General features: G+C 64.5%; 30 protein-coding genes and 1 pseudogene. 14 read left to right on the top strand and 17 right to left on the bottom strand.

The genetic code is table 11. The features are described 5' to 3' along the window. Nucleotides 1-44: 44 nt before the first annotated feature. Nucleotides 45-1,694 carry an HAL/PAL/TAL family ammonia-lyase gene (locus DSM104635_RS05440; protein WP_158765231.1) on the bottom strand — a complete coding sequence of 550 codons (1,650 nt, stop codon included), beginning with the start codon at nt 1,692-1,694 and terminating at the stop codon, nt 45-47. A gap of 108 nt (nt 1,695-1,802) precedes the next feature. On the opposite strand from DSM104635_RS05440, the gene DSM104635_RS05435 reads away from it, so the two are divergent. Then, nucleotides 1,803-2,198 (top strand): hypothetical protein, encoded by a 396-nt coding sequence (locus DSM104635_RS05435; protein WP_158765230.1) that lies wholly within the window; start codon nt 1,803-1,805, stop codon nt 2,196-2,198. On the opposite strand, the gene DSM104635_RS05430 is transcribed toward DSM104635_RS05435, so the two are convergent. The 3 genes from DSM104635_RS05430 to DSM104635_RS05420 form a co-directional block, all read right to left on the bottom strand. After that, nucleotides 2,195-2,833 (bottom strand): thioredoxin family protein, encoded by a 639-nt coding sequence (locus tag DSM104635_RS05430; protein ID WP_158765229.1) that lies wholly within the window; start codon nt 2,831-2,833, stop codon nt 2,195-2,197. The two genes, DSM104635_RS05435 and DSM104635_RS05430, sit on opposite strands and share 4 nt — an antisense overlap. After that, nucleotides 2,830-4,923, bottom strand: coding sequence for a protein-disulfide reductase DsbD family protein (locus tag DSM104635_RS05425; protein WP_158765228.1), 2,094 nt, complete (start codon nt 4,921-4,923; stop codon nt 2,830-2,832). Before DSM104635_RS05425 ends, DSM104635_RS05430 begins: the two co-directional genes overlap by 4 nt. Before the next feature lie 85 nt (nt 4,924-5,008). Continuing rightward, complete coding sequence (locus DSM104635_RS05420; RefSeq protein ID WP_158765227.1) at nt 5,009-5,833, bottom strand: SapC family protein; 825 nt, start codon at nt 5,831-5,833, stop codon at nt 5,009-5,011. 247 nt (nt 5,834-6,080) lie between these two features. Here DSM104635_RS05420 and DSM104635_RS05415 point away from each other — a divergent pair, with 247 nt between their 5' ends. Both DSM104635_RS05415 and DSM104635_RS05410 read left to right on the top strand, forming a co-directional pair. Then, nucleotides 6,081-7,889, top strand: coding sequence for a DUF885 domain-containing protein (locus DSM104635_RS05415; protein ID WP_158765226.1), 1,809 nt, complete (start codon nt 6,081-6,083; stop codon nt 7,887-7,889). 134 nt (nt 7,890-8,023) lie between these two features. Then, entirely contained in the window at nt 8,024-9,766 is a 1,743-nt protein-coding gene (locus tag DSM104635_RS05410; RefSeq protein WP_158765225.1) for a vWA domain-containing protein, read from the top strand. Between the two features lie 79 nt (nt 9,767-9,845). Here DSM104635_RS05410 and DSM104635_RS05405 read toward each other — a convergent pair whose 3' ends face one another. Both DSM104635_RS05405 and DSM104635_RS05400 read right to left on the bottom strand, forming a co-directional pair. Continuing rightward, complete coding sequence (locus tag DSM104635_RS05405) at nt 9,846-10,211, bottom strand: GIY-YIG nuclease family protein (RefSeq protein ID WP_158765224.1); 366 nt, start codon at nt 10,209-10,211, stop codon at nt 9,846-9,848. Between the two features lie 4 nt (nt 10,212-10,215). Then, on the bottom strand, nt 10,216-10,596 hold the full coding sequence (locus tag DSM104635_RS05400) for a hypothetical protein (RefSeq protein ID WP_158765223.1): 381 nt from the start codon (nt 10,594-10,596) through the stop codon (nt 10,216-10,218). Nucleotides 10,597-10,746: 150 nt separating this feature from the next. On the opposite strand from DSM104635_RS05400, the gene DSM104635_RS05395 reads away from it, so the two are divergent. Both DSM104635_RS05395 and DSM104635_RS05390 read left to right on the top strand, forming a co-directional pair. Further along, entirely contained in the window at nt 10,747-11,214 is a 468-nt protein-coding gene (locus DSM104635_RS05395) for a transcriptional repressor (RefSeq protein ID WP_158765222.1), read from the top strand. After that, complete coding sequence (locus DSM104635_RS05390) at nt 11,211-12,143, top strand: thioesterase family protein (protein ID WP_158765221.1); 933 nt, start codon at nt 11,211-11,213, stop codon at nt 12,141-12,143. Before DSM104635_RS05395 ends, DSM104635_RS05390 begins: the two co-directional genes overlap by 4 nt. A gap of 3 nt (nt 12,144-12,146) precedes the next feature. On the opposite strand, the gene DSM104635_RS05385 is transcribed toward DSM104635_RS05390, so the two are convergent. After that, nucleotides 12,147-13,076 carry an alpha/beta fold hydrolase gene (locus tag DSM104635_RS05385; RefSeq protein WP_158765220.1) on the bottom strand — a complete coding sequence of 310 codons (930 nt, stop codon included), beginning with the start codon at nt 13,074-13,076 and terminating at the stop codon, nt 12,147-12,149. Between the two features lie 40 nt (nt 13,077-13,116). Next, nucleotides 13,117-13,809, bottom strand: a complete 693-nt coding sequence (locus DSM104635_RS05380; RefSeq protein ID WP_158765219.1) for a DUF4197 domain-containing protein — start codon at nt 13,807-13,809, stop codon at nt 13,117-13,119. Between the two features lie 201 nt (nt 13,810-14,010). Here DSM104635_RS05380 and trhA point away from each other — a divergent pair, with 201 nt between their 5' ends. From trhA to DSM104635_RS05345, 7 genes and pseudogenes are all read left to right on the top strand, one after another. Next, nucleotides 14,011-14,673 (top strand): PAQR family membrane homeostasis protein TrhA, encoded by a 663-nt coding sequence (trhA, locus tag DSM104635_RS05375; protein WP_158765218.1) that lies wholly within the window; start codon nt 14,011-14,013, stop codon nt 14,671-14,673. Between the two features lie 22 nt (nt 14,674-14,695). Then, nucleotides 14,696-15,536, top strand: a pseudogene (locus tag DSM104635_RS05370) (enoyl-CoA hydratase-related protein). A gap of 48 nt (nt 15,537-15,584) precedes the next feature. After that, nucleotides 15,585-15,998 (top strand): hypothetical protein, encoded by a 414-nt coding sequence (locus DSM104635_RS05365; protein WP_158765217.1) that lies wholly within the window; start codon nt 15,585-15,587, stop codon nt 15,996-15,998. A gap of 7 nt (nt 15,999-16,005) precedes the next feature. Further along, nucleotides 16,006-16,425 carry a nuclear transport factor 2 family protein gene (locus DSM104635_RS05360; protein ID WP_158765216.1) on the top strand — a complete coding sequence of 140 codons (420 nt, stop codon included), beginning with the start codon at nt 16,006-16,008 and terminating at the stop codon, nt 16,423-16,425. Nucleotides 16,426-16,484: 59 nt separating this feature from the next. After that, nucleotides 16,485-16,883, top strand: a complete 399-nt coding sequence (locus DSM104635_RS05355) for a nuclear transport factor 2 family protein (RefSeq protein WP_158765215.1) — start codon at nt 16,485-16,487, stop codon at nt 16,881-16,883. 15 nt (nt 16,884-16,898) lie between these two features. Continuing rightward, entirely contained in the window at nt 16,899-17,423 is a 525-nt protein-coding gene (gene ppa / locus DSM104635_RS05350) for an inorganic diphosphatase (RefSeq protein WP_158765214.1), read from the top strand. Then, nucleotides 17,420-17,674, top strand: coding sequence for a hypothetical protein (locus tag DSM104635_RS05345; protein WP_158765213.1), 255 nt, complete (start codon nt 17,420-17,422; stop codon nt 17,672-17,674). The genes ppa and DSM104635_RS05345 overlap by 4 nt, the downstream gene beginning before the upstream one ends. A 33-nt stretch (nt 17,675-17,707) precedes the next feature. On the opposite strand, the gene DSM104635_RS05340 is transcribed toward DSM104635_RS05345, so the two are convergent. The 5 genes from DSM104635_RS05340 to DSM104635_RS05320 all read right to left on the bottom strand — a co-directional run bounded on the left by DSM104635_RS05340 (nt 17,708) and on the right by DSM104635_RS05320 (nt 21,798). After that, nucleotides 17,708-18,307, bottom strand: coding sequence for a hypothetical protein (locus DSM104635_RS05340; protein WP_158765212.1), 600 nt, complete (start codon nt 18,305-18,307; stop codon nt 17,708-17,710). Between the two features lie 2 nt (nt 18,308-18,309). After that, complete coding sequence (locus DSM104635_RS05335; RefSeq protein ID WP_158765211.1) at nt 18,310-18,867, bottom strand: hypothetical protein; 558 nt, start codon at nt 18,865-18,867, stop codon at nt 18,310-18,312. Next, a complete protein-coding gene (locus DSM104635_RS05330; protein ID WP_158765210.1) occupies nt 18,860-19,381 on the bottom strand; it encodes a GNAT family N-acetyltransferase in 522 nt (173 codons plus the stop codon). Before DSM104635_RS05330 ends, DSM104635_RS05335 begins: the two co-directional genes overlap by 8 nt. A 5-nt stretch (nt 19,382-19,386) precedes the next feature. Next, nucleotides 19,387-20,571 (bottom strand): acetyl-CoA C-acyltransferase, encoded by a 1,185-nt coding sequence (locus DSM104635_RS05325; protein ID WP_158765209.1) that lies wholly within the window; start codon nt 20,569-20,571, stop codon nt 19,387-19,389. Nucleotides 20,572-20,667: 96 nt separating this feature from the next. After that, nucleotides 20,668-21,798, bottom strand: coding sequence for a hypothetical protein (locus DSM104635_RS05320; protein ID WP_158765208.1), 1,131 nt, complete (start codon nt 21,796-21,798; stop codon nt 20,668-20,670). A gap of 302 nt (nt 21,799-22,100) precedes the next feature. On the opposite strand from DSM104635_RS05320, the gene DSM104635_RS05315 reads away from it, so the two are divergent. Further along, on the top strand, nt 22,101-22,436 hold the full coding sequence (locus DSM104635_RS05315) for a DUF8200 family protein (protein ID WP_158765207.1): 336 nt from the start codon (nt 22,101-22,103) through the stop codon (nt 22,434-22,436). Nucleotides 22,437-22,476: 40 nt separating this feature from the next. Here the strand turns inward: DSM104635_RS05315 and DSM104635_RS05310 are convergent, their stop codons facing one another. Next, nucleotides 22,477-22,962: a hypothetical protein gene (locus DSM104635_RS05310; RefSeq protein ID WP_158765206.1), complete on the bottom strand. Its 486-nt coding sequence runs from the start codon at nt 22,960-22,962 to the stop codon at nt 22,477-22,479. Between the two features lie 97 nt (nt 22,963-23,059). Between DSM104635_RS05310 and DSM104635_RS05305 the strand changes: the two genes are divergently transcribed. Further along, on the top strand, nt 23,060-23,716 hold the full coding sequence (locus tag DSM104635_RS05305) for an exopolysaccharide biosynthesis protein (RefSeq protein ID WP_228445883.1): 657 nt from the start codon (nt 23,060-23,062) through the stop codon (nt 23,714-23,716). Here the strand turns inward: DSM104635_RS05305 and DSM104635_RS05300 are convergent, their stop codons facing one another. The 3 genes from DSM104635_RS05300 to DSM104635_RS05290 form a co-directional block, all read right to left on the bottom strand. Next, the gene (locus DSM104635_RS05300) at nt 23,717-23,944 is read right to left on the bottom strand and encodes a hypothetical protein (RefSeq protein ID WP_158765204.1); all 228 of its coding nucleotides are present in this window, start codon (nt 23,942-23,944) and stop codon (nt 23,717-23,719) included. Continuing rightward, a complete protein-coding gene (locus DSM104635_RS05295) occupies nt 23,941-24,129 on the bottom strand; it encodes a hypothetical protein (RefSeq protein WP_158765203.1) in 189 nt (62 codons plus the stop codon). Before DSM104635_RS05295 ends, DSM104635_RS05300 begins: the two co-directional genes overlap by 4 nt. A gap of 72 nt (nt 24,130-24,201) precedes the next feature. Further along, the gene (locus DSM104635_RS05290; RefSeq protein WP_158765202.1) at nt 24,202-25,053 is read right to left on the bottom strand and encodes a hypothetical protein; all 852 of its coding nucleotides are present in this window, start codon (nt 25,051-25,053) and stop codon (nt 24,202-24,204) included. Between the last annotated feature and the right edge of the window lie 3 nt (nt 25,054-25,056).

Here is a 25,056-nt window from a genome sequence, read left to right as displayed (position 1 = left end):
GAGGTCAGAGACGAACGAGCGCGCGTCGGGGCGCGGCGCGAACGTCAATGTCGCGCCGCGAAGACGTAGCCGGTCGCTGCCACGATCTCACCGGAGAGCACTGCCTCAGACAATTGCTTCAAGTCCCACGACAATTCCCGGTCGCCATCGACCAAGGGGAACGTCTTGCTGATCTGTTCTAGGGCAGCCTGAGTGCGCTTGCCAAGCGCGACCGGAGCCAGCGCCTGCGCATGTTTGCCTGCCTCGCGCCCGCGCACGGCCTCGGCCTGCGAGTCAAACGCCATTTCAATCGCCAGCACATCCGCCAGCAAATCGGCCGCCTCATAGGCGCGCATCGCCACACTTGCGGCCATGCTGACGTGATCCTCCTGACCGGAATCCGTCGGCATCGACATGAGATGCGACGGCATCGCCAGACCCCAGATCTGATTGCACAGGCCAGCCGTTGTGTATTCGGTAATCATCAAGCCCGATTGCGTCGCGTTCGGCGTGTTGCCGCGCACTTGCGGCCCAAGCCCTTTGTTGCGGCTGGCATCGACAATCCGCGCACAGCGCAGATTGGAAATCTGCGCCATGATGCCCGCCGCCTGCAGCAGGCCGAAAATATCGACCGCCAGCGGCATGCCGTGGAAATGGCCGCCGGATGTGATCTCATCCAGGTCATAGCGTTCGGCGTCGGTGTTCAGATCAATCGGGTTGTCGGTGACGCTGCGCGCCTCGATCGTCATCGTCTTTTCCGCGCGCGCGATCAGTTCGAGACACGGCCCCAACACCTGCGCAGCGCAGCGCAGATTGTACGGATCCTGGATGCGGCCGTCGTACTCGTACTTCACGTCGGTGCTGACATTCTGAAACTGGTAACCCTCCAGCAGATCGAACACCCACTGCGCCACCGTCACCGAGCCCGCATGCGCGCGCAGCGCATGCAAATCGGCACGGAAGGGCCGGCCCATGCCGCGCATCACTTGCACGCCGAGTGCTGCATTCAGCGCCGCTGCTTCGACAAGCCGGCGCATCTTCGCAGTCGCCAGCACGCCCCACGCGTTGGCGTATTGGCAGCCATTGTTGAGGGCCAAGCCTTCCTTCATTTCGAGTTCGATCGGCGCAAACGCGTCTTTCGCGCTCTTCAGGTATTCGCGCGTCGTCACGGCTTCGCCGTTCGCACCCATCACCCGGCCCTCGCCAATCACCACCGCCGCCACGTGTGACAATGGCGCGAGATCGCCGCTGGCCGAGACGCTGCCGTTGCGCGGCACAGCCGGCGTCACGCCATTGTTCAGCATGTCGATCAATGTCTCGACCACGACGGGCCGCACCATCGAATGTCCCCGCGAGAGCGACGCGGCGCGGAGCAACATAGTGGCCCGCACCACCGGCGCCGGCGCTAGCGGCCCCATCCCGGCGCAGTGCGATATGATCAAGTTGCGCTGGAGCTGCTTCAGCTCCTCGGGGCTGACGTAATCCTTGAAGTTCGACCCAAAGCCGGTGTTCAGCCCGTAGACGCGCCGATCCGGATCGTCCCGTAGGGCCGAGCCCAGCGCTTTCTCCGCCGCCGCGCGGAACGCCGCCAGCGCATCGCGCGCATCAGGCGATAGCGCCACCTCGGCGCCGCCCAGCGCAACCGCTTCGATGTCGGCGATGGTTAGCGTCCCCTCCAGCTCGAGGGTGACGGTCTTGGCGCTCATGTCCTTCATGGCCGGGGTTCCTAGCGTAAGCCGCCGCCCGGGGCGAGCGGGACGCCCTGTCGCGCGGCCCGGTCCTTGCTTTTCGGGGTTTCACCCATTTGGCGAAGGACCCCGCCCATGCTCACCTGTCTCGCTTTGATGCTGAATGTCAGCCTCGCCGAGCTGCCCTCCCTCGCGACCGAGGTCGAGGCCGAAGCCCGCACCCTGACGGCTCAGACCGAAATCACCCCTGCCTTCCTGACCGAGATCGTGGAATTCTCCGGCGACGCCGAACGCCTCTCCGTGGCGCTCCGCGCAGCTGGTGTTGAGCAAGACCTGCCGTGCATCTTTCACGGCATCGCCGAAGACGCCCGCGAACGTGCCGCCGAATTTCAATCCGCCGATGATCAGGCCGAGCGCGACGCCGCGTTCATGAACCTGCGCGTGCTGCTGGACGACGCCATCCTGATCGCGCCGATGGCCGCCTCGGCTGCCGCCGACCGCGCAGCCGAACAAGCCGTGGCGCAACGCTAAGCGTACTTAACCGAGCAGCCGTAAGGCGTGGTTTCAGCCACGCGCACCGCGCGTCCCGCCGCGACATCAGCCAAAGCCGCGCGCACGTAATTGTTGGCGCCCTCCAGCGTTGACGGCCGCGCCGATGGGCGATCGTCGATCGCGCCTTGGTAAACCAACACGCCCTCGCCATTGATGACGAACATGTGCGGCGTGTTGCGTGCGCCATACGCGCGTCCCATCACGCCCGTGGCGTCGAGCAAGGTCGCGGTCGGATGCGCGTTGTCAGTTTGCACTCGCGCCCGCGCGCCGGCGCCATCGAGGTAGCCCTGCTCGCCTTGCGCCGACGAAATGACTTGCAGCCACACCACGCCGCTCGCGGTCGCTTCCTGCTGCAACGCCTGCATGGCGCCCGCTCCATAGTGCTTCTGCACGTACGGGCAACCGTTGTTGGTCCACTCCAGCACGACGGTGCGGCCGTGGAACTCACTCAGCGTGCGCGTGGCGCCGCTCGCGTCGACGACAGAAAACGCCGGCGCCTGCGCGCCGGTCTCGACGGAAGCTTCCGCGGGCTGGCCGAAGATCGCAACGCTCGCGCCACCGACGATCGCGACAGCGGCTGCGCCGAGAAGCAAAGCTCTGCGTGAGATGTTCATGGCGCGTCTCCGGAAACCGTTTCGATCAGTAAAGCTTCGCTCAGCACTTGCGGCAAGACCTGCACGTCGCCGCCGGGCGGGTAAAAGAGGTAGAGCGGAACCCCGGCGCGGCCATGCTCGGCCAGCGCCGCCGCGATCTCGTCATCGCGATTGGTCCAATCCGCTTCGAGGTAGGCAACATCGGCCTCCGCGAACGCCTGCGCCACGCGCCGGTTCTGCATAGACGACAATTCATTGGCCTTGCAGGTGATGCACCAGGCCGCGGTGAAGTTCACAAACACCGGACGCCCTTCGGCGCGCAACGCGGCGACACGCGCCGGACTCCATGGTTCGGAGACCAAAGCCGCTTCCCGCTGCATGCCAACGATCGGCCGCCAGCTCACCGCAACAGTGCCGGCAAGCACGATCAGCCCCACAATCAGCCACACACGGCCCCAACGCGCCACGAACAGCACGAACGCGACAGCAGCCGCAATGTTGAGCAGCGATTGCACGCCTACCGCGCCGGCCTGTTCCGCAAGCACCCACGCCAACCAGATCGCCGCCGCGAACATTGGGAACGCCAGCACTTGCTTGGCACGCTCCATCCACAGGCCAGGCTTCGGAATCAAACGCTGCAGCGCCGGCGCGAAATGCAGCAACGTCAGCGGCAGCGCAAATCCCAGCGCGAGCGCTGCAAAGATCAGCAGCGTCACGCCTGCCGGCTGCGTCAGCGCAGCGCCGATTGCGCCAGCCATAAACGGCGCCGTGCAGGGCGTCGCAGCAATGACGGCAAGCGCGCCAGTAAAGAACGCGCCCATATCGCCGCCGCGACGCGTCAGCCCCTCGCCGGCGTTCTGCAAGCTAGCGCCAAACTCGAACACACCAAGCAGATTGAGACCGATCACGAAGAAAAGCAGCGCCAGCCCACTCGTCACCCACGGGGCCTGCAACTGAAAGCCCCAACCCACGGCTTCGCCCCCCGCGCGCAACGCGATCAGCAAGCCGGCCAGCGCCATGAACGTCACCATCACGCCCACAAAGTAGAACACGCCCTGCCGCCGCGCCTCGCTTGCGTGCCCACCGCCCGCGAACGCCAGCGCTTTCACCGAAAGCACCGGCAACACGCACGGCATGATGTTGAGGATCAACCCGCCGAGGAATGCCAGGCCCAGCGTCGCGATCAGTGCGACCGCTGAAAGCGCCGGCGCTACAAGCTCGGGCGCGCCTTCCAGATCGAGCAGCGGATAATCGTCAGAGAACGTCGCCGCTTCCGCGTCGGTGTTTGCGATCGGTTCGCCGGGCGCCGCCAAGATCTCGATCCCACGGCGCGTCCCGTCGGCCATCTCGAATGCAATCAATCCTTCGAGCGGCACGGTCCCGAAATCGTCGTTGACGCCTGGCGCTAATGTGAAACTCACGCCCGCCGGCCCGACGCGCGGCCGCTGCGCCGCGGCCGCCTCCATCACATCGCGGCTGAATGGGAAGAAGCGCGGATTGCGAAAGTCGGTCGCGTTCGGCAGCGCGACGCTCAGGCGCCCGCTCCGGGCGATCGTCGCCGTCAAGCCCTCAGCACGTGGCAGCGCCGCCACGGCCGCAGCGACGCGCGGCGCCCATTGCGGATCATCGCGGCCTTGTGCGGCGACGGGGACGCTAAGCGTGACTGTGGACTCTTCTGGTATGCAGATGTCGGCGCAGACCAAGACATAGAGGTCCGCACTGAATGTCGCGTCCGTTCCCGGTCGTGCGTTCGCTGGCGCCGTCACCTCGATTGGAAACAGCACCTCGCCTTCGTAGCCGTAGTTCACCAGCGTCGCGAACGGGATGCCTTCGGGCGTAGGCCACTGGATTTCGCCAACGGCCCAACCGGCCGGCGTTGTCCAGGTCAGCTGCGAGGCTTCGCCACTGTCGCCCGGATTGCGCCAATAGGTGTGCCACCCTTCGCGGATGGTTTCGCGGAGCACGATGGTGAAGCGCTCGCCCGGCGCCACGGCGGCCCGCGACGAATGCAGCCCGGCTTCGACATTGCGCTGCGCACCGGGCAGCTGCGCCGCTGTCGGCGCAACCAGCGCCGCCAAGGCAACCAACACCGTCGCAAACAGCCGCTTCATCAAAGCATACGCCCCATAGTCAAACCGCGCCCGAAGGCGCGGTTTGTTTAGTACGGTTGAGCGGTCCGTGCGGTTGCACGAAACCTCAGCTGAGCGGAGTCGCAGCCTGGATCCGCGCGGCGCGCGACAGGATTTTCGGCCAAAGCGCCAGCGAGAGCAGGTGCGCGTGCATCACGGCGGTGACACCGCGGTCGCGCAGCTCGAGGAAGGTTTCCTTCGGCAACGCGTTCAGCTTCTGCTCGGAGATGCGTAGATACTCGCCGATCTTCTGCGGCTCGTCCGGCGTGCCGTCCTTCTTGGCGCGCGGCAAGGCAAGCGGCGTCAGTTCGAACAAATCGTGCTGCGTCATCAGCTTGGCGAACTCTTCGGTGCGGCGGCCGAGCACGTCGAACTCACGGCAGAAGCCAATGGCTTCTTGCGTGTAACGCGAGGGTTGGTCGCCTTCGAAAAACGGCAATTCCGGCGTCGACGACAGCATCTTCGCGGCGCGATCGATGCAGACATAGACCTTGTCGTTGCCAGGTTGCTCAGTCGATGGAGTCGCTTGAGCGGTTTGGCCAGAAATGATCGGCAGGAACGGATAGCGGCGTGCGAACGCCGGAAGATAGACTTCCGGATCCAGCGAACCATCGGCGCCGAGGAACACGTTCATGCCGGGGCGCAGGCCCATAACGGCGAGCGGTGTCTTCGACTGCGTATCGAAAATGATCGGATAGCAAACCGCCGCGAGGCCGAATTCATCCACCGTCAGCGGCACCAGGTGTGTGTCCGCGAGGAATGAAAACGGATTGGCGACTTGGCTGACGCCCAGGCCTTTATGCTTCTCGATCGAAAGCGGCTCAAGTTGGCGATAAAACAGGATTTTGCCCAGCGTTTGCTGGCCGCCTTGGGCGCCTTGGGCGGTTGCCATTCAGTGTCTCCGCGAGTTCCCTACCACAGGGCGCTTCTCCAACCACGAATGCGCGGTTTCCGCAACAGTCCAGCGCAAGCCAGGCGCTATTGCAGTGCTTTTCCGGTAGGCGACGCATGATATGCCAGGGCGTTTCGGCTTGATTGTGCAGTGCGAGGGGCGAATGCAGGGAATGGGTCGGACGGTCATCGCGGGTTTAGCTTTGATTGCGGCGCTCAGCGCGTGCGGGCCGCAGCGGCCTCAACCCATGAACGCTTTCGACGGCCGCGTGGACGATTGGGCCCGCGAAATTCTAGCTGATAGCCCTGAACTTGCGACCCAGGCCGGGGTCACGCCCGAACAGGCCGGCGGCGCTTTCTCAGCGAAGCTCGACGATCGTTCTCCAGTTGCGGCCGAGGCGCGCCGCAGCGCCGCCCTTCGCCGCTACGCCGAGCTGCGCGCGCTCGACACCAGCGATCTCTCCGACGCCGATCAGCTCACGTACGATGTGCTGCGCGCGCAATTCGAAGCGGCCGCCATGGGCGCGGACTTCGACTACGGCGTGTTCACGCCAATGGGCGGCGTCAGCCCCTACGTGCTGAATCAGATGGACAGCGCCTTTCTCACGCTGCCCTCCTTTATGGACGATCGCGCCACAGTACAAAACACTGCGGATGCCGAAGCGTATCTCACACGTTTGCGCGCCGTTGGCGACGCGATCGATCAGGAAACCGCGCAAGCGCGCCTGGATGCCGGGCGCGGCGTGCGCCCGCCGCTCTTCATCATCGACGCAACGATCGGACTGCTCGATGGCGTCATCGGCGAGCCGCCGATCCAGTCGATCTACGTCACGAGCTTCCGCCGCAAACTCGCGGCGCTCGCGACCGCCGAAACCGATGCAGCGCGCCGCGCTACGATCGAACAGCGCAATCTCGGCTTTGTCGCGCGCGCTGAACAGATCGTGCGCGATCACGTCATTCCCGCGCATCAGCGCGCCGCTTCGTTCCTGCGCGGCGAGCGCGCCAACGCCACCGATCAAGCCGGCATCGGTCACCTGCCTCGCGGCGGCGACTATTACGCCGCCGCGCTCCGCATCGAAACCACCACCGACCAGACGCCTGCGCAAATCCACCGCATCGGCCTCGACCGCGTGCGCGCCCTGAACAGCCAGCTCGACATCGCACTGCGGCGCGTCGGGCTCACCGAGGGCACGGTCGGCGCCCGGCTTTCACAAATGACGGCCGACCCGCGATACGCCTACCCCGAGACCGACGAAGGCCGCGCCCAATTGCTCAACGACGTGCGCGCCCGTATCGCGCGCGTGATGGCGCGGGCGCCCAATCTATTTGGCCGCATGCCGCGCGCGCCGCTCGAAGTGCGCCGCGTGCCCGAGTTCCTCGAAGCGAGCCAATCGGGCGCTTATTACAACCCGCCGTCGCTCGATGGCTCCACGCCCGGCATCTATTTCATCAACATGCGCTCGCTCGCGGAGATGACGCGCATCGATTTGCCGACGCAGGATTTCCACGAAGCTGTCCCGGGTCACCACTTCCAGATCGCGCTGGCGCAAGAGATTTCCGACGCGCCCCTGCTGCGACGGCTCATGGGCTTCAACGCCTACAGCGAAGGCTGGGGCCTCTACGCGGAAGAACTCGCCGACGAGCAAGGTTTCCATGAAGGCGATCCGGTCGGCCGCATCGGCTTTCTGCGCTGGCAGCTCTGGCGCGCGGCGCGGCTTGTTGTGGACACCGGGCTCCATGCGCAGAACTGGAGCCGCCAGCAAGCGATCGATTATCTCACCCAAACCACCGGCGACACGCCCGGCGTCATCGCCACCGAGGTTGACCGCTACATCGTCTGGCCGGGCCAAGCCTGCGGCTACGAGATGGGCCGGCGCGAGATCATGCGGCTACGCGAGCGCGCCCGCAACGAACTCGCCGCCGACTTCGACCTCCGCGGTTTTCACGACGCCGTGTTGCTGCAAGGCGAAGTGCCGCTCTCGGTGTTGGACGAACTGGTCGCCAACTGGATTCCAGAACAGCGCCGTCTCGCCGAACGCGAACGCAATCGCCGCTAAGCAGCGTTTCAAACACACTCGCGTGAATCACGCGTGTGTGTACGCAAAATACCGCACGCTTGCCGCAAGCTGGTCTTGATCGGCGCGCTCACTCGGACGCGTCACCGTGTCCGGACGGTTCGGAGGGAACGTCCATGCTGGCATACACACGTCGCGCAGGCCTTAGCCTGTGCATGCTGATCCTCGCCGCCTGCGCGGGGCAATCAACAACACAAAACGAGCAAGAGACGGCGATCGTCGAAAACACCGACGAAATGGTCGTCACGGCAAACCGCGTTGAAGAAAGCCGAAGGGCGCCGGAGCAAAGGGTGCCGCCGCCGGATCTTTCGGCGCCGCCATCGCCCGCACCGCTTGGCGTAGCGTCGGATGGCCGTGCGTTCGCCCGCCCATACGCGCAAACCGCGCCGCAGCCGATGCCGGGCGACATAAACCGCGACAACTATGAGCACGCCGACGCCAATCCGGTGCGCATTGTCGCCGAGGAGCCTGTGTCCACCTTCTCGATCGACGTCGATACGGCTTCGTACTCGAACGTCCGCCGCCTGCTGAACGAGGGCCGCCTGCCGCCGCAGGACGCTGTGCGGATCGAAGAGCTGGTGAACTATTTCCGATATGACTACCCGCTACCGGCGAGCCGCGAGCAGCCTTTCTCCACCAGCGTCACTGTAGCGCCCTCGCCTTGGGCCGAAGGCCGCCAACTCGTGCACATCGGCCTGCAAGGCTACAACATCGTGCCGCGCCAGCGCCCGCCGCTTAATCTGACGCTGCTGATTGATGTGTCTGGCTCAATGCAGCCGGAAAACAAGCTGCCGCTGGCGCTGCAAAGCTTCCGTTTGCTGGTGGATCAGCTCAACGCGCGTGATCGTATCTCGATCGTCGTTTATGCCGGCCGCGCCGGCGCGGTGCTTGAGCCAACGCCGGGCAACGAACGCGCCCGCATCCTGGCCGCGCTCGACAATCTCCAAGCCGGCGGCTCAACCGCCGGCGGCGAAGGCCTGCGGCTCGCCTACGCCCTTGCCGAGCAGAACTTCAACCGCAACGGTGTCAATCGAGTCATCATCGCGACCGACGGCGACTTCAACGTCGGCATCGCCGATCCCGACGAGTTGCAGGATTTCGTCGAGCGCAAGCGCGACACCGGCATCTACCTTTCGGTGTTCGGCTTCGGCGGCGGCAACTACAACGACCTGCTGATGCAACGCCTGGCGCAGAACGGCAACGGCGTCGCAGCCTATATCGACACCATCAACGAAGCCCGCCGCGTGCTGCATGACGAGATGGCGTCGAACATGTTCACCATTGCCAACGACGTGAAGATCCAAGTCGAGTTCAACCCCTCGCGCGTCGCCGAATATCGTCTGGTCGGCTACGAAACGCGGATGCTGAACCGGGAGGACTTCAACAACGACGCGATCGACGCCGGTGAAATCGGCGCGGGCCACGCGGTCACCGCGATTTATGAGATCGTCCCGGTGGGCGGGCGCACCTTCAACGATCCGCTGCGCTACCAGGATCGCGCCGCGTCCGCATCCACCGCCGGCGAACTGGCCTTCCTGCGCATCCGCTACAAACTGCCGGGCAGCGACACGTCTCGCCTGATCGAACGCCCGATCACCAACCGCGACGCCGTCACCGACATCGCACGCGCCCCGGAAGCGACACGCTGGGCCGCCGCTGTCGCCGGCTACGGCCAGCTCCTCCGCGGCGACGCCTTCGTCCGCCAAGGCTACGGCTACGGCGACGTCATCCGCCTCGCCCAAGGCGCACGCGGCGAAGATGAATTCGGCTGGCGCGCCGAGTTCATTCAGCTGGCGCGTGCAGCTGAAACCGCGGCTTCGATGCCGACCGCGGAGAATGCACAACGCGGAAGTCGGTAGTTACGCTTCCCGGACGCATCCCCGGCGAAAGCCGGGGTGCGATCCGGGACCCATCGTCAGCATGTCGCGTCGTTTGCAGTCATGGATCCCGGCTCTCCGCCCCGCCTGCGCGGGGCACACGGCCGGGAAGCGAGGGATGGAGGGTTTGTTGTGAAAGCGCCTCGAAGAGATCATCCCAGCGCGAGTTGTTCTCTTCGATCGACGAAATCTTCCACGCGCGCTTCCAGCGCTTGATCAACTGCTCCCGACGATACGCAGAAGCAATCGAGCTATGCGCTTCAAACCAACGAGACGCGTCACGCCGTATTTTGCGCGTGAAGCCACCGTAGCTGCCCTCGCGATGCTGCTCAGCGCGCGAAATCAGATTGCGCGCTGAGCCGGTGTAGAGCGTGCCGTTGCGCTTGCTGGCGAGAATGTAGACGTATCCGCCCGCTTCCTCGCGCATCGCGTCAAGCCGCCCAAACCAGTCGCACGCTTCCGGCCTCCGCTTCCTCGGTCAGCTCTGCGTCCAGGAACGGGCCGTTCATCGCCGGCTTCAGGGATTGGGAGAGATCGGCTTCCACGTATTCGCGCGCGTCGCGCTCATCGGATTGGTGGATCAGCACGTGTGTCGCGCCGAGCAACTGCGCTTCCGGCCATTGCTCGTGGCTGGCCAGGCGCTTCGAAAGATTGCCGGTGCGCGACAAGAACAGCGGCGTCCAGCCTCGGCCGCCGGGGCCGGGGCGCGCGAAGCAGTATACAGCGGGCGCGCCATCGAACGCTTCGTGCGGGCGGTGCACGCTGAAGCGGTGCAAGCGACCTGAAAAACCACGGAAAATTGCTTCTGACATCGACTGCCCCTCTGGCTTCGGACTATGCTGTTCGCTGTACGTTCCAAGAGATACCCGAGTCCGATGTTCTTGTAAAGTTCCGCTGCAAGGCCGATCTCAAATTCCCCGCTACGCCGCCCCATCTTTCGCCCATGCACGGAGCCTGCGATCATGATGGCCATGTCTCATCAGCACAGCGCGGCTGACCGCGCTGAACACATTGCAGAAGCGGAACGGCGTTGCACGGCGGCGAACGAGAGCCTGACGCCGTTGCGCAAGCGCGTGTTTGAGCTGCTGATCGATCAGCATGGGCCGGCGAAAGCGTACGACTTGCTGCCGCTGCTCGACGGCGAGAAACAAGCCAAGCCGCCGACCATCTATCGCGCGTTGGATTTCCTCGTGCGCATGGGCCTCGCGCACCGGATCGAAAGCATGAACGCCTTCGTCGCGTGCGAAATCGGATCGTGCGAGCGCTCCACCATCTTTCTCATCTGCGAGAAGTGCGGCGGCGCTGAAGAATTCGACGCTGGGCACGCGCTCGTGGACCTCACGGACGCCGCCAAGAAAGACGGCTTCGCCATCCGCCGCACCATGATCGAGGCGAGCGGTGTCTGCGGCGCTTGCCAGAGTGCGGTATGAGCCACCCGGCGCCCCTGCCCGCGCCGCTCTACCAGGGCAGCGTCAACACTTGGGAGTGCGATGACGGCGGCCACCTCAACGTCCGCTTCCATCTAGAGCGCGCCATGATCGGCCTCGCACACATGGCGCACGCGCTCGAAATGCCGCGCGCGTTCAAGCCGTCCGCGGGCGCGACGTTGGTCCCGCAGGAAGTCCACATCCGCTTCCTCAAAGAAGCGCTACCCGGCGCGCCGCTCATTATGCATGGCGGCGTCGTGAAGCTGGGCGAGAGCGATGGCGTGTTCTGCCTCGACATGCGCCATGCCGACGGCGCGCCAAGTTCATGTTTCACCATGAAGGCCGCGCACACCGATACACACGCGTTCAATCCCTTTCCGTGGTCAGTGCGCTCCCGCGCCGCCGCAAAGCGCCTGAGCTGCAAGCTGCCCGCTCATGCCGCGGCGCGTTCGATCGATCTCGACGCTCCACTCGCCCAAGCCTCGCGCCAAGGCGCGATCGACGCCCGCGCCACGCGCGTCGGCGGTACAATGGTGAGCCCCGACCAATGCGACGCCTTCGGCCGCATGCGCTGCGAGCATATCATCGGCCGCGTTTCTGACTCGGTGCCGAACCTGTTGGCGCAATGGCGGCGCGAAGCGGCGGCCGAAACCGGCGCGACCGCGCCCGCGGGCGCGGTCGTTGAAGCGCGGCTGGTGCTTCGACATTTGCCGCGCGCCGGCGATCTGATCGAAGTTCACACCGGCCTCGTCGATGTCGGCGACAAGACGATGCGGCTCGTCCATTGGCTCGTCGATCCGGAAAACGGCGGCGCCTGGGCCAGCATGGAAGTGACCGCGCTCACCTTTGACACCACAACGCGCAAAGCCATCACCATGAGCGCCGAAGCGCGCGAGCGCATGCTGAAGCGTGCAGTGAAGTTCGCGGTCTAGCCGCTATTCCATGCCGTGAAATTTGCGCCCGGCCTGGCCCATCAGCGCAGCGCTTTCGATCGCCGCGCGCACGCGGTCTGGGCGCTCCATCGGGATCATGTGTCCCGATCCTTCAACCGTCGCCACCCGCGCATCCGGCTTGATCGCCGCGATCCGATGCATCGACGCTTCGCTGATGGTCGAGCCACGCTCCGCGCGCAGCAGGATCAGCGGATCCGTCAACCGCCGCAGTGCGCCCCAAGGATCGTGGCGATGCGCGCAATACGTCTGCGCCTCGTATGAAGGACGGCACGCGAGCCGGAAGCCGCCATTGCCATCCTCAACCAAACCGTCGGTGACATAGTCTTCGACAACTTCAGGCGGGAACGACTTGAACACCCCGCGTCCGCTGAACCCACGCACCGCCACCTCGCGGCTCGGAAATTCATCGCGCCGCGCCGCCGCGCCGCGCGCCAGCGGCTGCGTGAAGCGCATCATCGTCGGTCCGAGCGGCAATTCGGCGAACGCATACATGCTTGCCGGCAAGATCACCGGATCGATCAGCGCGAGGCCCGAGACCAAATCATTGCGCTTCCCCGCCGCCAGCAGGCTCACCACCCCGCCCATCGAGTGGCCCGCGAGCGTCACGGGCGCGGTGCAGTGCCTTTCCAGTACTGCGATCAGATCGTCGCTGTGGCGCCGCCACGATGTGTAGCCGAACGTACGCGCCGACAGCGTTGTGCGCCCGTGCCCGCGCGCATCAAGCGCCCACACGCTGAAGCGCTCGCCCAGCGGCGCCAGCATCGAGCGATAGGTCAGCGCGTTGAAACCCGTCGCGTGCATGAACACGATGTCCGGGTTTGCGCTTTCAGGTCCGAGCGCAACGCCAGCTACAGTGCCGCCCGGTATGTCGAGCGACAAACGGCGAAATCCAGTGTCGGCGGCGTCAGTCATCGGCGCGGGACCATGGCGAAGCGCACGGGGATTGCAAGCGCTACCCAAACACGCGCCGCAGGATGTCAGTGGTTCGCCGCCACGGATCGCGGCGGATGGCGCGTTCTTCTTCGGCGATGAAATAGAAGCAGCCGTCGAGCGCCTTGGTGGTCGAGAAGTTGATCACTTCGCCCCGCAAATCGCGCGTCATGCTGGCGAGGCCCACTTCGCGCAGGCCAGAACGCAGCAGCGTGAACGCGCCCGATTGCGTCAGCGCCTCCGTCATCGCTGGCCGCAGCAAAGACATCAGCCGCGTCTCGGTGCGGCCGCGCAGGTAGCGCGTCGCGCTGTCATTGCCGCCGCGCACGATCTCGATCGCGTCAGCAATGGTTACAGTGCGCACGGCATTGGAGAACAAGCGCCCCGCCTCCGGCATGGTGCGCTCGGCGGCGTGGTTCAGGCTCTCCTGCAACTGATCCAGCGGCGCCGACATGCCGATGCCCGAGAGCGTGCGCTGGGTCTGCCCCAGTACACCCGGCAGCGGAATGCGCACGCGCGCATTGCTCCAGAACGCATCCGGCTGCGCCAGCCGCGTCGTCGCATTGAGCGCCGCCAGCCCGAGCGCATCGCGGATGCCGGTGCGCGCATCGGTCTGCGTTAGGCTGTCGAGCAGCGGCTGCTGAGCGAACGTGGGCGATGCAGCGCTAGCCAAGAGCCCGACGATCAACGCACGGCGTGCGAAATGATTCTGCATGCACGCAGAATAACACCACCGTCATCCCGGACGCGCGGAGCGCGATCCGGGACCCAGGGGCAAACACGCAGTTCTACGATCCCTGGGTGCCGGCTCTCCCTTCGGTCGGCCGGGATGACGGAGGGGTAAGTCACATTTCGTCGCGAACATTTATCGCTCGACGCAATGACTTGCTCGCCCAAACAGGCCATGTTGGCAGCAATGACGCTGTCCGACCTCCTGCCCAAGTTGCACTACCCGACGCGGCTCGAAAAGCTGGTCGACGGCTGGGTCCACGGCGTGGCACTGATGCTGTTCACGTTGGCCGTGGGCGTCGCGCTCGGGCTCGCGATCTGGCAAGGCGGCCTCGGCATGGCGAGCGCGGTGGCGGTCTATGCCGTCTGCGTCATCACGATGATCGGCTGCTCGATGGCGTACAATCTGGCCGAGAACCACAAGCGCAAATCACTGCTGCGCCGCTTCGACCATGCCGCCATCTTCCTGATGATCGCCGGCACCTACACGCCCTTCACCACCATCCGCTTCGACGGCGCCTGGGCGATCTCGATGACGACGATCATCTGGGTGCTCGCGCTGATCGGCGCCGCCGGGAAGCTCTTCCTGCCGGAGATCGGCAAGAAGGTTTGGATCGTGTTTTATGTCGGCATGGGCTGGCTCGTGGTCGCGGCGATGGGGCCGATGATCGAAGGCGTGCCGCTAGCGGGACTCATCCTGCTTGCCATCGGCGGTTTGCTCTACACGGTCGGCATCCCGTTCTACATCTCGGAGCGGCTGCCCTTCCGCCGCGCGATCTGGCACGGCTTCGTCATGGCCGCAGCTGGCGTCCACTACGCGGCGGTTCTCACTGGCGTCGTATTCGCCTAACGTCTCCGTTGGAGGCGCGCCTATGACCGAACCCACCTGCTTTAAGCTCACCATCGAAAACAACATCGCTCACATAGTGCTGAACCGCCCCGAGGCGTTCAACGCGATGCCGCGCGTTCTGGAACGAACTGCCGGCGATCGTGAACGACATCAACGACAACGCGCGCGCCCGCGTCATCGTCATCTCCTCCACCGGCAAGCACTTCACTGCGGGCATGGACATCTCCGTCTTCACCGACGGTGAAGGGGTCAGCGCCGGCAGCGGCGACCAGTACGCGCGCGCTGAGGCGTTCCGCCAATTCGTGCTGACGCTGCAAGGCACATTCAACTGTCTCGACAACGCGCGCATGCCTGTGATCGCGGCGATCCAAGGCGGCTGCATCGGCGCCGGCGTCGATATGACCAGCGCGTGCGATGTCCGATACTGTACCGAGGACGCGTTTTTTCAGATCGCCGAAATTAACATTGGCATGACAGCCGATGTCGGAACCTTCCCGCGTCTATGCAAACTCATCCCCGAAGGCTGGGTGCGCGAACTCGCTTACACAGGCCGGAGACTAACCGCGCAAAAAGCGAAGGAAGTCGGCCTCGTGAATGACGTTTTTGCAACGCACGCCGAGTTGATCTCAAATGTTATGACGCTCGCCGCAGAAATCGCCGAGAAATCGCCAGTCGCAATTGCCGGTTCGAAGCGCATGATCAACTACGCGCGCGATCATTCTCAAGCAGATGCATTGGATTATATCGCGACATGGCAAGCCGGCATGTTCGCGCCGCCGCATATGGCCGAAGCGTTCACCGCGAAGTCACAAAAGCGCGCCGGCGCCTTCCCTGATCTCTCTCCCCTAAAGAAGCGCATGTAACGCAATGTAACGCTTGACAGCGCGCGCGACGCTGCAACTCTAAGTCGCATGCTGGCAAATCTGCGCATATCGACGCTTTCGCCGGAAGGTCTCGACTGGTTCGTGCGTTACGCCGACAGCGTTACGCGCGCGGACATTCCCGCGTTCAAAGCGTTTCTGAGTGAGGACTGCTCCTATCAGGTCAATAATATGTTGCCGTTCTATGGGCGCGAAGTGACCGGCATGGCGATGGAGCAATTCCGCGGCGCGGTAGAAGGGATGCGTCATGAAGTGTTGAACGCGCTCGGAACGGACACGGCGTTCGGGGTGGAGCTGCTGCACCACTATCTCCGCAAGGATGGCGTCGCGATCACGGTTCCGGCGGCTGTTTTTATCGATCGAGACCCCGAGAGCGGACTTCTGACGACGTCGCGCGCATTCGTCGACTTCACGCCCGTCTTCGCCGAAACACTTCGCGTTTGAGTCGCCGATGAAGATAGACGCACTACGCATCAACGAGATCTCAGCCGCGACGTTCGACTGGTACTGCCGTTACCTCATGGCGATGGACAACGCTGACTTACCCGCGCTGCTCGGTTTCTTCCACGAAGACTGCGCGCTTCAGATCAACAATCACTTGCCCATGCATGGTCACGATTCCATCGGCGCCGCTTTTACGCGGTACTGGGAAGCGATCGACACAATCGAGCATGAACTGCACAACATCTACGGCAATGACGAGCGTTTCTGCGTCGAAATGCTTTGCCACTACACACGCAAGGATGGCTCACAGGTCACGCTGCCCGCGGCGGTGTTCATGGACCGCAGCACCGATGGCCGCATCACTTGGGCGCGCTCCTACATCGACGCGACGCCGGTGCATGACGCCTTCACGCGCCAGTACGCGTAGCACTGTAGTTCCCTCAACGCGACGCTTGACGCGCGTGCGGCGTTCCGCGCAATGGCGCCATGACGCAGCCCTCTCCCGCTCTGCTTGCTTGGCATGCGCGCTTCATGGAAGCGCTGTGCGCACGCGACGCGAATGTCTATCTCGCGTTCCTCGCGCCAGAGTGCACCATTACCATCAACAACGCGCTGCCGACCTACGCGAAAGCCGCGATCGAGCGCGTGTACAGCGTCTACCTGGCGCTCTTCAAAACGCTCACCGCCGATGTCCTGAACATTCACGGCGATGAGCACAGCCTCTCGGTCGAAGCGCTGCTGAACTATACGCTGAACGACGGGTCCTCGGAGGTCGTCCAGTGCGCGTGGTTCCTCACCCGCGATGACGCCGGCCTCATCACCGCCGTGCGCGTCTATGGCAACGCATCCCGCGTGTTCAAGCCATTCATTCCCACCGCCAAATGATGTAAGGGAGGCGGCATGGACATCCGCTTCATCAGCCCCGGCCCCAATCCCCCGCACGAGGTCAACGCCTTCGTCGAAATCCCGCAGGGCGGCTTGCCCGTGAAATACGAGCTGGACCAGAAATCCGGCGCGCTCTTCGTCGACCGCTTCCTGCACACCTCGATGATGTATCCCAGCAATTACGGCTTCATCCCCAACACGCTGGGCGAGGACGGCGATCCGCTCGATATTCTGGTGGTGACGCCGATGCCGGTGATCGCGGGTTGCTTCATCCGCTCCCGCCCCGTCGGCGTGCTGTTGATGGATGACGAGAAAGGCGTCGACGAGAAGATTCTCGCCGTGCCGGTCGATGCGCTCAATCCGTTCTACAAGGACGTGAAGACGCACGAGGATTTGCCGCCGCTGCTGGTGGCGCAGATCAAGCACTTCTTCACCCACTACAAGGATCTCGAGCCCGGCAAGATGGCCAGTGTTGGCGAATGGGCGCCGCTGGAGAAGGCGCACGAACGGATCATGCTGGCGATCGCACGCAAGAAATGACCGACTCCGCCATCGCCGCGCGGCTCGTTAACGCGATTGAAGGTGCGGCCGACCGCGAGGCGGGCGCCAAGACATCGCTCGTCTCCGTCACCATCGACATGCTGGCCAACGCCGACGCCGGCACAATCGAAACCCACCTCACGCGCAAGACCCGCACGCTGGTGTTCATGAGCGCGGAGTTCAAGACTGACGCCGGCCAGCGCATCGCCAACGTCTCCAGCGTCCACAAAGTGCTCGGCCATGCAGATTGACGGTCGCTGCCGGCGCAGCGAAAGCGGCGAAGGTTAGTTCGTCACGTGCGGCGCGATCCAGCGCATCTCGGCCAATGTAGATTCGTGCAGCAGGTCCGGCTCGATTTCCTCGAACGTCGCCGCCGGCGCGGCCCCTTCCGGCAAACGATAGACGCGCCAGAACCGCCCATCCGCCGTAGTCGAGCACGCAAAGCCCGGCTGCCCCTCCACGAACTCAGTCAGACAGAAGCTCACCTCTTCCATGGGCGCCACCGCAAACAGTGTGACGCCGACGATATCGCTCGTCGGCCCGCGCGCTTGGCTGGATTTGGTCGAGATCGCGTGTACGCGCGATCCATCGGCGGTCGGATAGATGCGAAACACTTCCTCGGCGCCCGCAGACAACGCGATCGCAGTGAAGGGTTGGCCTTCGACTTGATCGGCGACTTCAGCAACGACGAATTCCGGCGCCGCCGCACGCACCGCCGCCAAATTCATCGGCAACGCGTTGTTGATGCCTGCAGCGCCATCCGGCCCGATCCGCGTATTGGCGTTCGGCGCTTGCACGACCGGAAACGCTTCCTGCTTCTCCTGCGGCTGTCCGCACGCGGCCAAGCCAAGCACGAACGCCAAAGCCAAATATCTCAACATCATCTTCAATCCGTCGCGGCGCTCGGCGCCACCCAATACATTTGCGCGAGCACCGCCGCATCGGCGACATCGGCCGAAATATCGGCGAACGTCTCGCGCGGGCCTTTATACGACGCCGCGGCTTGATACGCCCGCCAGAAATGCCCCGTCGCATCGGCGCAGGAGAAGGTAAAGCGCTCGTGCGGCATGGCTGGCCTGCAAGTGTCGCGATTTATGTCAGACGTGTCACGAAACCGCGTAGCGCCAATGGTTTCGCCGCGCGGCCCACGCGCTTGCGCGCTGCGCGTGCCAATACCAGTCGGCGCCGAGCGATCGGCCGCCGGATAGATGTTGAACACAACCTCGCCGTTGGCCGAGAGCGTGAATCGCGCAAAGCGCCGCTCGCCGGAGACGGTTTCGCCCTCCTCGACCACATAGCCGGGCGCCGCCGCCGCGATCGCATCGCGGTTCATTGGTGTTGAAGCGACGATCCCAGCCGCGCCGTTCGCACCAATTATCACATCAAGCGCACCCGCATGCGCACACGCGACGGCGACGAGCGCAAACAGAACGCGGCTAACCACGCCAATCCGCGCGCTCGATCGCGTACCGAACCGTCCCGCCTTCCGCGCCGGAACCGACGTGCTTAAATCCGCAATTCTTCAGCACGCCGATCGACGAAATCAGTTCTGGCAACGTGTGTGCGATAACCCGAGCCACATCGGAATTGCGGAACGCATTGTCTGTGAGCACCTGCGTCGTCTCTGTTGCAAAGCCGCGCCGGCGCTCACTAGGGCAGATCGAGTAGCCAATCTCGATCGCGCCGTCCTTGGCCGGGCCCGTATATCCGCCGGCGCCGATCACAGTTAGCTCCGACGCTTTGCGCACGATGTACCGAAAGCCCCAATCGTACGCCGCAGGTTCGCGGTCGAGCAGCGCGATCATGTAGTTGATCGCGTCGGCGTCATACTCACCGCTCGGCGGCCATTCCGAAGAGACCGCGATGCCAAGCGCGCCGGCCAACGCCGCGCTACCTTCGAGGTCAGCGCGCAAGATATCCTCGTTCGCGCGCAACAGCACGAGACGCGGCGTCTCCATGTGCATCAGCTGAAGACTTCGAACAGCCCGGCCGCACCCATGCCGCCGCCGACGCACATCGTCACGACAGCCGTCTTCGCCTTGCGCCGGCGGCCTTCCATCAGCACGTGGCCGACAAGACGCGCGCCGGTCATCCCGAACGGGTGCCCAATCGCGATCGAGCCGCCATTGACGTTGTATTTCTCTGGATCGATCTCGAGCTTGTCGCGGCAATAGAGGCATTGCGACGCGAATGCTTCGTTGAGTTCCCAGAGATCGATGTCGCTGACCTTGAGGCCATGCCGCTTCAGCAAGCGCGGCACTGCGAACACCGGGCCAATGCCCATCTCGTCCGGATTGCAGCCGGCGACAGCGAAGCCCTTGAACGCGCCCAGCGGCTCAAGCCCGCGGCGTTCGGCTTCCTTCTCTTCCATCAGCACCAAAGCCGCCGAGCCGTCCGAAAGCTGGCTCGCATTGCCGGCGGTGACGAAATTGCCCGGCCCACGCACTGGCTCGAGTTTGGCGAGACCGGCGAGGGTCGTGTCAGGACGATTGCAGTCGTCGCGATCGACGACGGTCTCGACCTTGCTCTCTTCCTTGGTTTCCTTGTTGACCACAGCCATGACCGTCTTCATCGGCACAATCTCGTCCTTGAACGTGCCGTTGGCCTGCGCCGCCGCGATGCGCTGCTGCGAGCGCAGGGAGTACTCGTCCTGATATTCGCGGCTGATGCCGTAACGTTGCGCGACGATGTCGGCGGTCTCGATCATTGGCATCCACATTTCCGGATGATCCTTCATCAGCCGCTCTTCAAACACCGGCTTGGTGTTCGCGAGACGCGTGCCGGAGATCGATTCAACCCCGCCGGAGATGCCGACATTCGCGCCCTCCTGCATGATGTAGGTCGCGATTTGCGCGGTCGATTGCAGGCCCGATGAGCAGAAGCGATTGATCGTGGCGGCCGCCACTTTGAAATCGAGCCCCGCCCACACTGAAGCCAGCCGCGCCACGTTGTGACCCGTCGCGGCTTCCGGCGAACCACAGCCAAGGATCAAATCCTCGGCCGCATCGGGCTCGAGCTTGGCGCGTTCGGCCGCGTGCTTGATCGAATGGCCCGCCAGTGCTGCGCCATGGGTGATATTGAAGCCGCCGCGGCCGGACTTGGCGAGGCCGGTGCGGGCATACGAGACGATAACGGCGCGGCGCGACATGGGCGTTCTCCCTCAACTTTGCGCGCACACTAAACGCGGCGGTCGGCGCATGAAAGCGCGTACCGCCGCGTCAGTTGGTCAAATCGTAGCGCGAGCTCAGAGCGCGTTGTTGTTCACCAGCCCGCCAGTCGGCGCCGCCTCTGGCGGCGGTGGCGCTTGCGCCGCGCCCACGGCGCCGGAACTGATCTGGCCTTGGGTGAAGATGCCCCGACCGCGATCTTGGATCCACTTGGCGATGTCTTCCGAAAGCACGCCCGCCACGATGCCGACCAGCGACACCGTGAACGGATTAAGCAGTGAGGATGTCGTCGCCTGCGTCACCCCCGCCCCGATCGAGAAGCCCGCGATCGCGGCGTTCGCCAGCACATAGAACGCCAGCGCCGCGCACATGCCGAAGATCAGACGCACCGCGATTTCAGCCATCGTCACCGGCGCAGGGCGATTGAGATAAGCCGGGAAGAGATAGAGCAGCGACCCAAGCGCGCCCATCAGCAGCACCAGCATGGTCGAGAGCAGCGCCGGGTGGCCTTGCGCGAGATAGGCGCTCGCGCCGAGCGGGCTCAGCGCTTGCAACGATTGCGCCTCACTGCGGATACGCCCGAAACTATCGGTGCCCGGCACCACGCTTTGCTGCAACGCCAAGATGCGGCCATTGGACTCCGCCACTTGCCCGCTGATCAGGCGTTGGCGCGCTGCGAGAGTCGCGCGCTCGGCGCCGGTTTCATCAACCGCTTCTTCTTGCTGCGCGAGCTGGTTCACCTGCGCCGTCAACGCGGCAACTTGTTGTTGATCGGTGGCCGAGAGACCCGGACGCGACGCCAGCGTGTTGATGCGGCTCGACAACGCCTGCGCGCTCATGTCGGCGGCAGCACTCTGCGCGGGCGCAACGTCGGCGTTTTCTTCGACTTGCGCGATGCCGCCCACGATCTGCGCGCGTGCTTCGTTGGCCGTCGCCTCAGCGCTCGCCGCTTCGTTGTCGAGCGCCTCAATGCGCTGTTCGACTTCCAGCAGATCGCCGCGCGGACCCGATGTCTCCGCTTCGATCTGCGTGATCTGCGCGTCGGCTTCGGCCAAGCGCCGGAACGACACCAGGCCGTTGGTCGCTGGCGCAACCTGCGCCACGCCGAATTGGAAATCGCGCGAACTGAACACCAGCGCGCTCAATGTCAGCACCGCGATCATCGCGATCGCCAACACAACGCCGACAGCGAATTTGTAGAATGTCATGGCCACCCCTTCTGGCTGTCCGGCGCGTCGTCCCGCAGCACGCCCTGACTTTTCCTGTTTAGCGCAAAGCGCTCAGGGTCGAAGGCGCTTTTTAACCATACCGAAATGAGCCGCAGCCGGCCCCGAATGGCTAGCTTGCGCCCGGCCAAACGCCTGACAGGGCCAATTGCACCCCTAAACCCGCCTCCCCGTCTGTGAATATTTTCTAGTTCGTTCATTTTTCTCTTGTCAGCCGTCAGGAATTCGGGTTTCCTGGCCTCGTGCTCCTCCCCAGCGAGCGCGACCAGCCTTGGAGTTTCTTGATGTCCGTATTCCGTTCAGTCGTTCTCGCCGCCGTCGTCTCTGTCGCGTTCGCCGCGCCTGCCTTCGCCCGCGATCCCGTTTTCACCGCAAAGCTCGAAGCGCCGGTGTCTGAAGCCACCCGCGTCATCGCGCAAAACGCGGTCTGGAATTGCGAAGGCGACACCTGCCTCGCCCGCCCGACCCACGCCGCGACCGTGCGCTCTTGCCGCCAGTTCGTGCGTGAAGCCGGCGCCCGCGTCGTTGCCTACGGCCCGGCCGGTGGCGAGCTGAGCGCGGACGAAATCGCGCGCTGCAACGGCGAATCCACCGCCGGTCAAACGCAGAACGCCCGTTAATTGTACTGAAGCGACAAACCGCCGGCCTTCGGGCCGGCGGTTACGTTTGCGCGCTTAGTCCGCGCAGATCTTCGCGCCAAGGATGGCGCCCGCATGGTTGCAGCGTCAGCGCGGTGACAGCTGGATCGTCATCGATCCGAAGGCGCGCCGTTCCCGTGAATCCATCGATCAGATTGTGCGCCTCGGGCGCAAGGCCACGCCCGTCGCGCGCCAGCACCAGCACGCCATGCGCGCCGACACGATTGGCGCCGCCTGTAAGGCGCGGCAGGTCGTAGGTGATCCGCACGCGGAAATCCTCGCCCGCATTCTCGACCAGATACCGTGGCTGATCGAACAGCGTTTCGTTGTGATCTTCGTAGACCGCTTCGATTGCTTCAGATCTGAAACGAACGCCCACGCCAGCCGCGCATGCGGCGTCGCCGGCGCTCCAGAGGCCGTTGAGTTCCGCCGGCGGCTCTGAAGCGCCGCCGCAGCCCGATACCAGCGACAAACCGAGCCAGGCGATGATTGAACGCACGCCCGTCATGGTAACGGAGCTACGCCTGTATGGTTGATTAGGTCTGAATGTCGGTTCGGCCCTGGCCAAAGTTCCGTGGGCGCCCCATGTCAGCCCCGCCAACGCAATGCTCACCCCCACACCTCCCCCGCACGCCGTTCCAGGCCGGACGGCTTCCCAGCTGTTGGAGGATCTCGTCCTCACGTTTCCGGGTGACAAGGTGAGCGTTGGTGAGTTGGTCGACCGGCTCGATTCACGCGCGCACGGTGTTTTGTTGCTCGTTCTGGCGCTGCCGATGTGCATCCCGAATGTGCCGGGTATTTCGACGATTTTCGGCATCCTGATGCTCGCGCCGGCGGTGCAGATGGTGCTTGGCTCGCGCCGGCTCTGGCTGCCGCAACGGGCGCGGCTGTGGGCTGTGGATGCGGCAGCCCTGCGGCGCACGTTTGAGGTCGCGACGCCGACGCTGAAGCGCGTCGAGAAGCTGATCAAGCCGCGCTGGACGCGCCTGACGCGCTTTCCGGCGACCATTCTCGTCGGGCTGCAGACGCTGCTGATGGCGCTGATCCTGATTCTGCCGATCCCGTTCGCGAACTGGCCGCCGGGGATCACCGTCGCGATGACGGCGCTGGCGCTGCTGCAGCGTGACGGCGTGTTGATGATGCTGACCATCCCCGCGGCTGTGGCTTCGGTGGCCTCGGTGTATATCGGCTCGCGCGTTGGGCTCGCGGTGATCAACCAGATCGTCGAGTGGGTGCAGGGTATTTTTCCAGCCCTGCAGTAATCACGCTGCATGGCGCGGCGCATACGCCCGCGCTGTTGCGCCCAGACACACCAGCAATAGCACCGAATACTCCATGCCGTTGCGGCCAGCGCCGACGACGAACCAGCCGTCGGGATAGTGCACCAGCACCGCGCCCAGCGCGACGATGCCCATGTGCCCCAAACACGCCAAAGTCACGAAGCGGCGCGCCAGGATGAACAGCGGCGCGATCAGTTCGTAGATGGTCACCGCGGCCGCCCAATAGAATCCTTCCGGGAGCCCAGCGAACTCAACCATTCACCAAAGCCGGTGACGTTCGGATCCCAATGACTGGCGCGGAATGCGCCATGGATGAAGATCAGGATCGCGGTCGCGATCCGCACGATCGAAAGCGATGTTTCAACGCGATCGGTGTGTGCGCGTGGTCCAAGCATGAGCGCCTCCCCCTAGCGCCAAGCGAACGCCAGCGCCGCGCGCGGCGCAACGCCTTTGCGATCACATCTCGGTTAGCAGGAGCGGCGGATGATCCAGCCAAGCTGCTCGCCGCCGCGGCCGACAGCGGCTTCGACGGCGCGGCAATTGGCGGCGCGCGGTTCGTTGCCGCCGCGCTGGAATTCCGGGTCACCTTCGCCGGCGCGACGATCAAGATCAGAGATCGGCTCCCACAGGGCGACGGCGCCGCCGCCTGCGCCGGTGATGCATTCGTTCCGCGAGCCATCAGCTTCGCGGATGCGCACACTGACTTGGCCCTCATCGATCGACGACGCGAACGTCACCCGCGCCGGCCGCGATGTCACGCGCGTCATGCACGCATCGATCGCGGGAATGAGTTCTGGCAGCACGCCAGCCCACGTCGGGCGCTGGCCTTCGTCGATGCCGCGCCGCGCGCAGCCTTGATACGGGACGCCTTCAAACAGCACGTGCGCGACGTACTCGAGTTGCACGCCGCTGGCGGTGCAGGCTTCGTGCATGATGGTGATTGTCACCGCGCCGGCGACGACGCGCATGCCGCGTTCGCGATAATCGCGTTCACCGGCGATGCCGCCATCTTCGCCCAGACCAGGACGCGAAAATTGCGCGTAATCGTCGAGCAGCCGCAGCTCCCACGCGCCCTCGGCGCTGGCGACGGCGCCATCTGAACTCAGAGCGTCGATGCCGCCTGAGGCTTGGAACTCACCTTCGTAGAGCGCGCGCTGTTGTGCGTTGGCTGGGCCGCCGATGGCGGCCAGTTGTTCGGCGGCAAGTTCAGCTTCTCGTTCGGCGTTTGAGGGGCCGCCCGCAGTCTCGGCCGGCTCCTCGGCCTGCCGCTGACAGGCCGATAGTCCGGCAGCGCCCACGACGAGGAGCGCACAGCTCAACGC

Origin of the sequence: Terricaulis silvestris, assembly GCF_009792355.1 — a bacterium.
GTDB classification, from domain to species: Bacteria; Pseudomonadota; Alphaproteobacteria; order Caulobacterales; family Aquidulcibacteraceae; genus Vitreimonas; species Vitreimonas silvestris.
The sequence above is the reverse complement of the archived record's forward strand: the minus strand, read 5'-3'. Positions and strand labels throughout refer to the sequence as shown.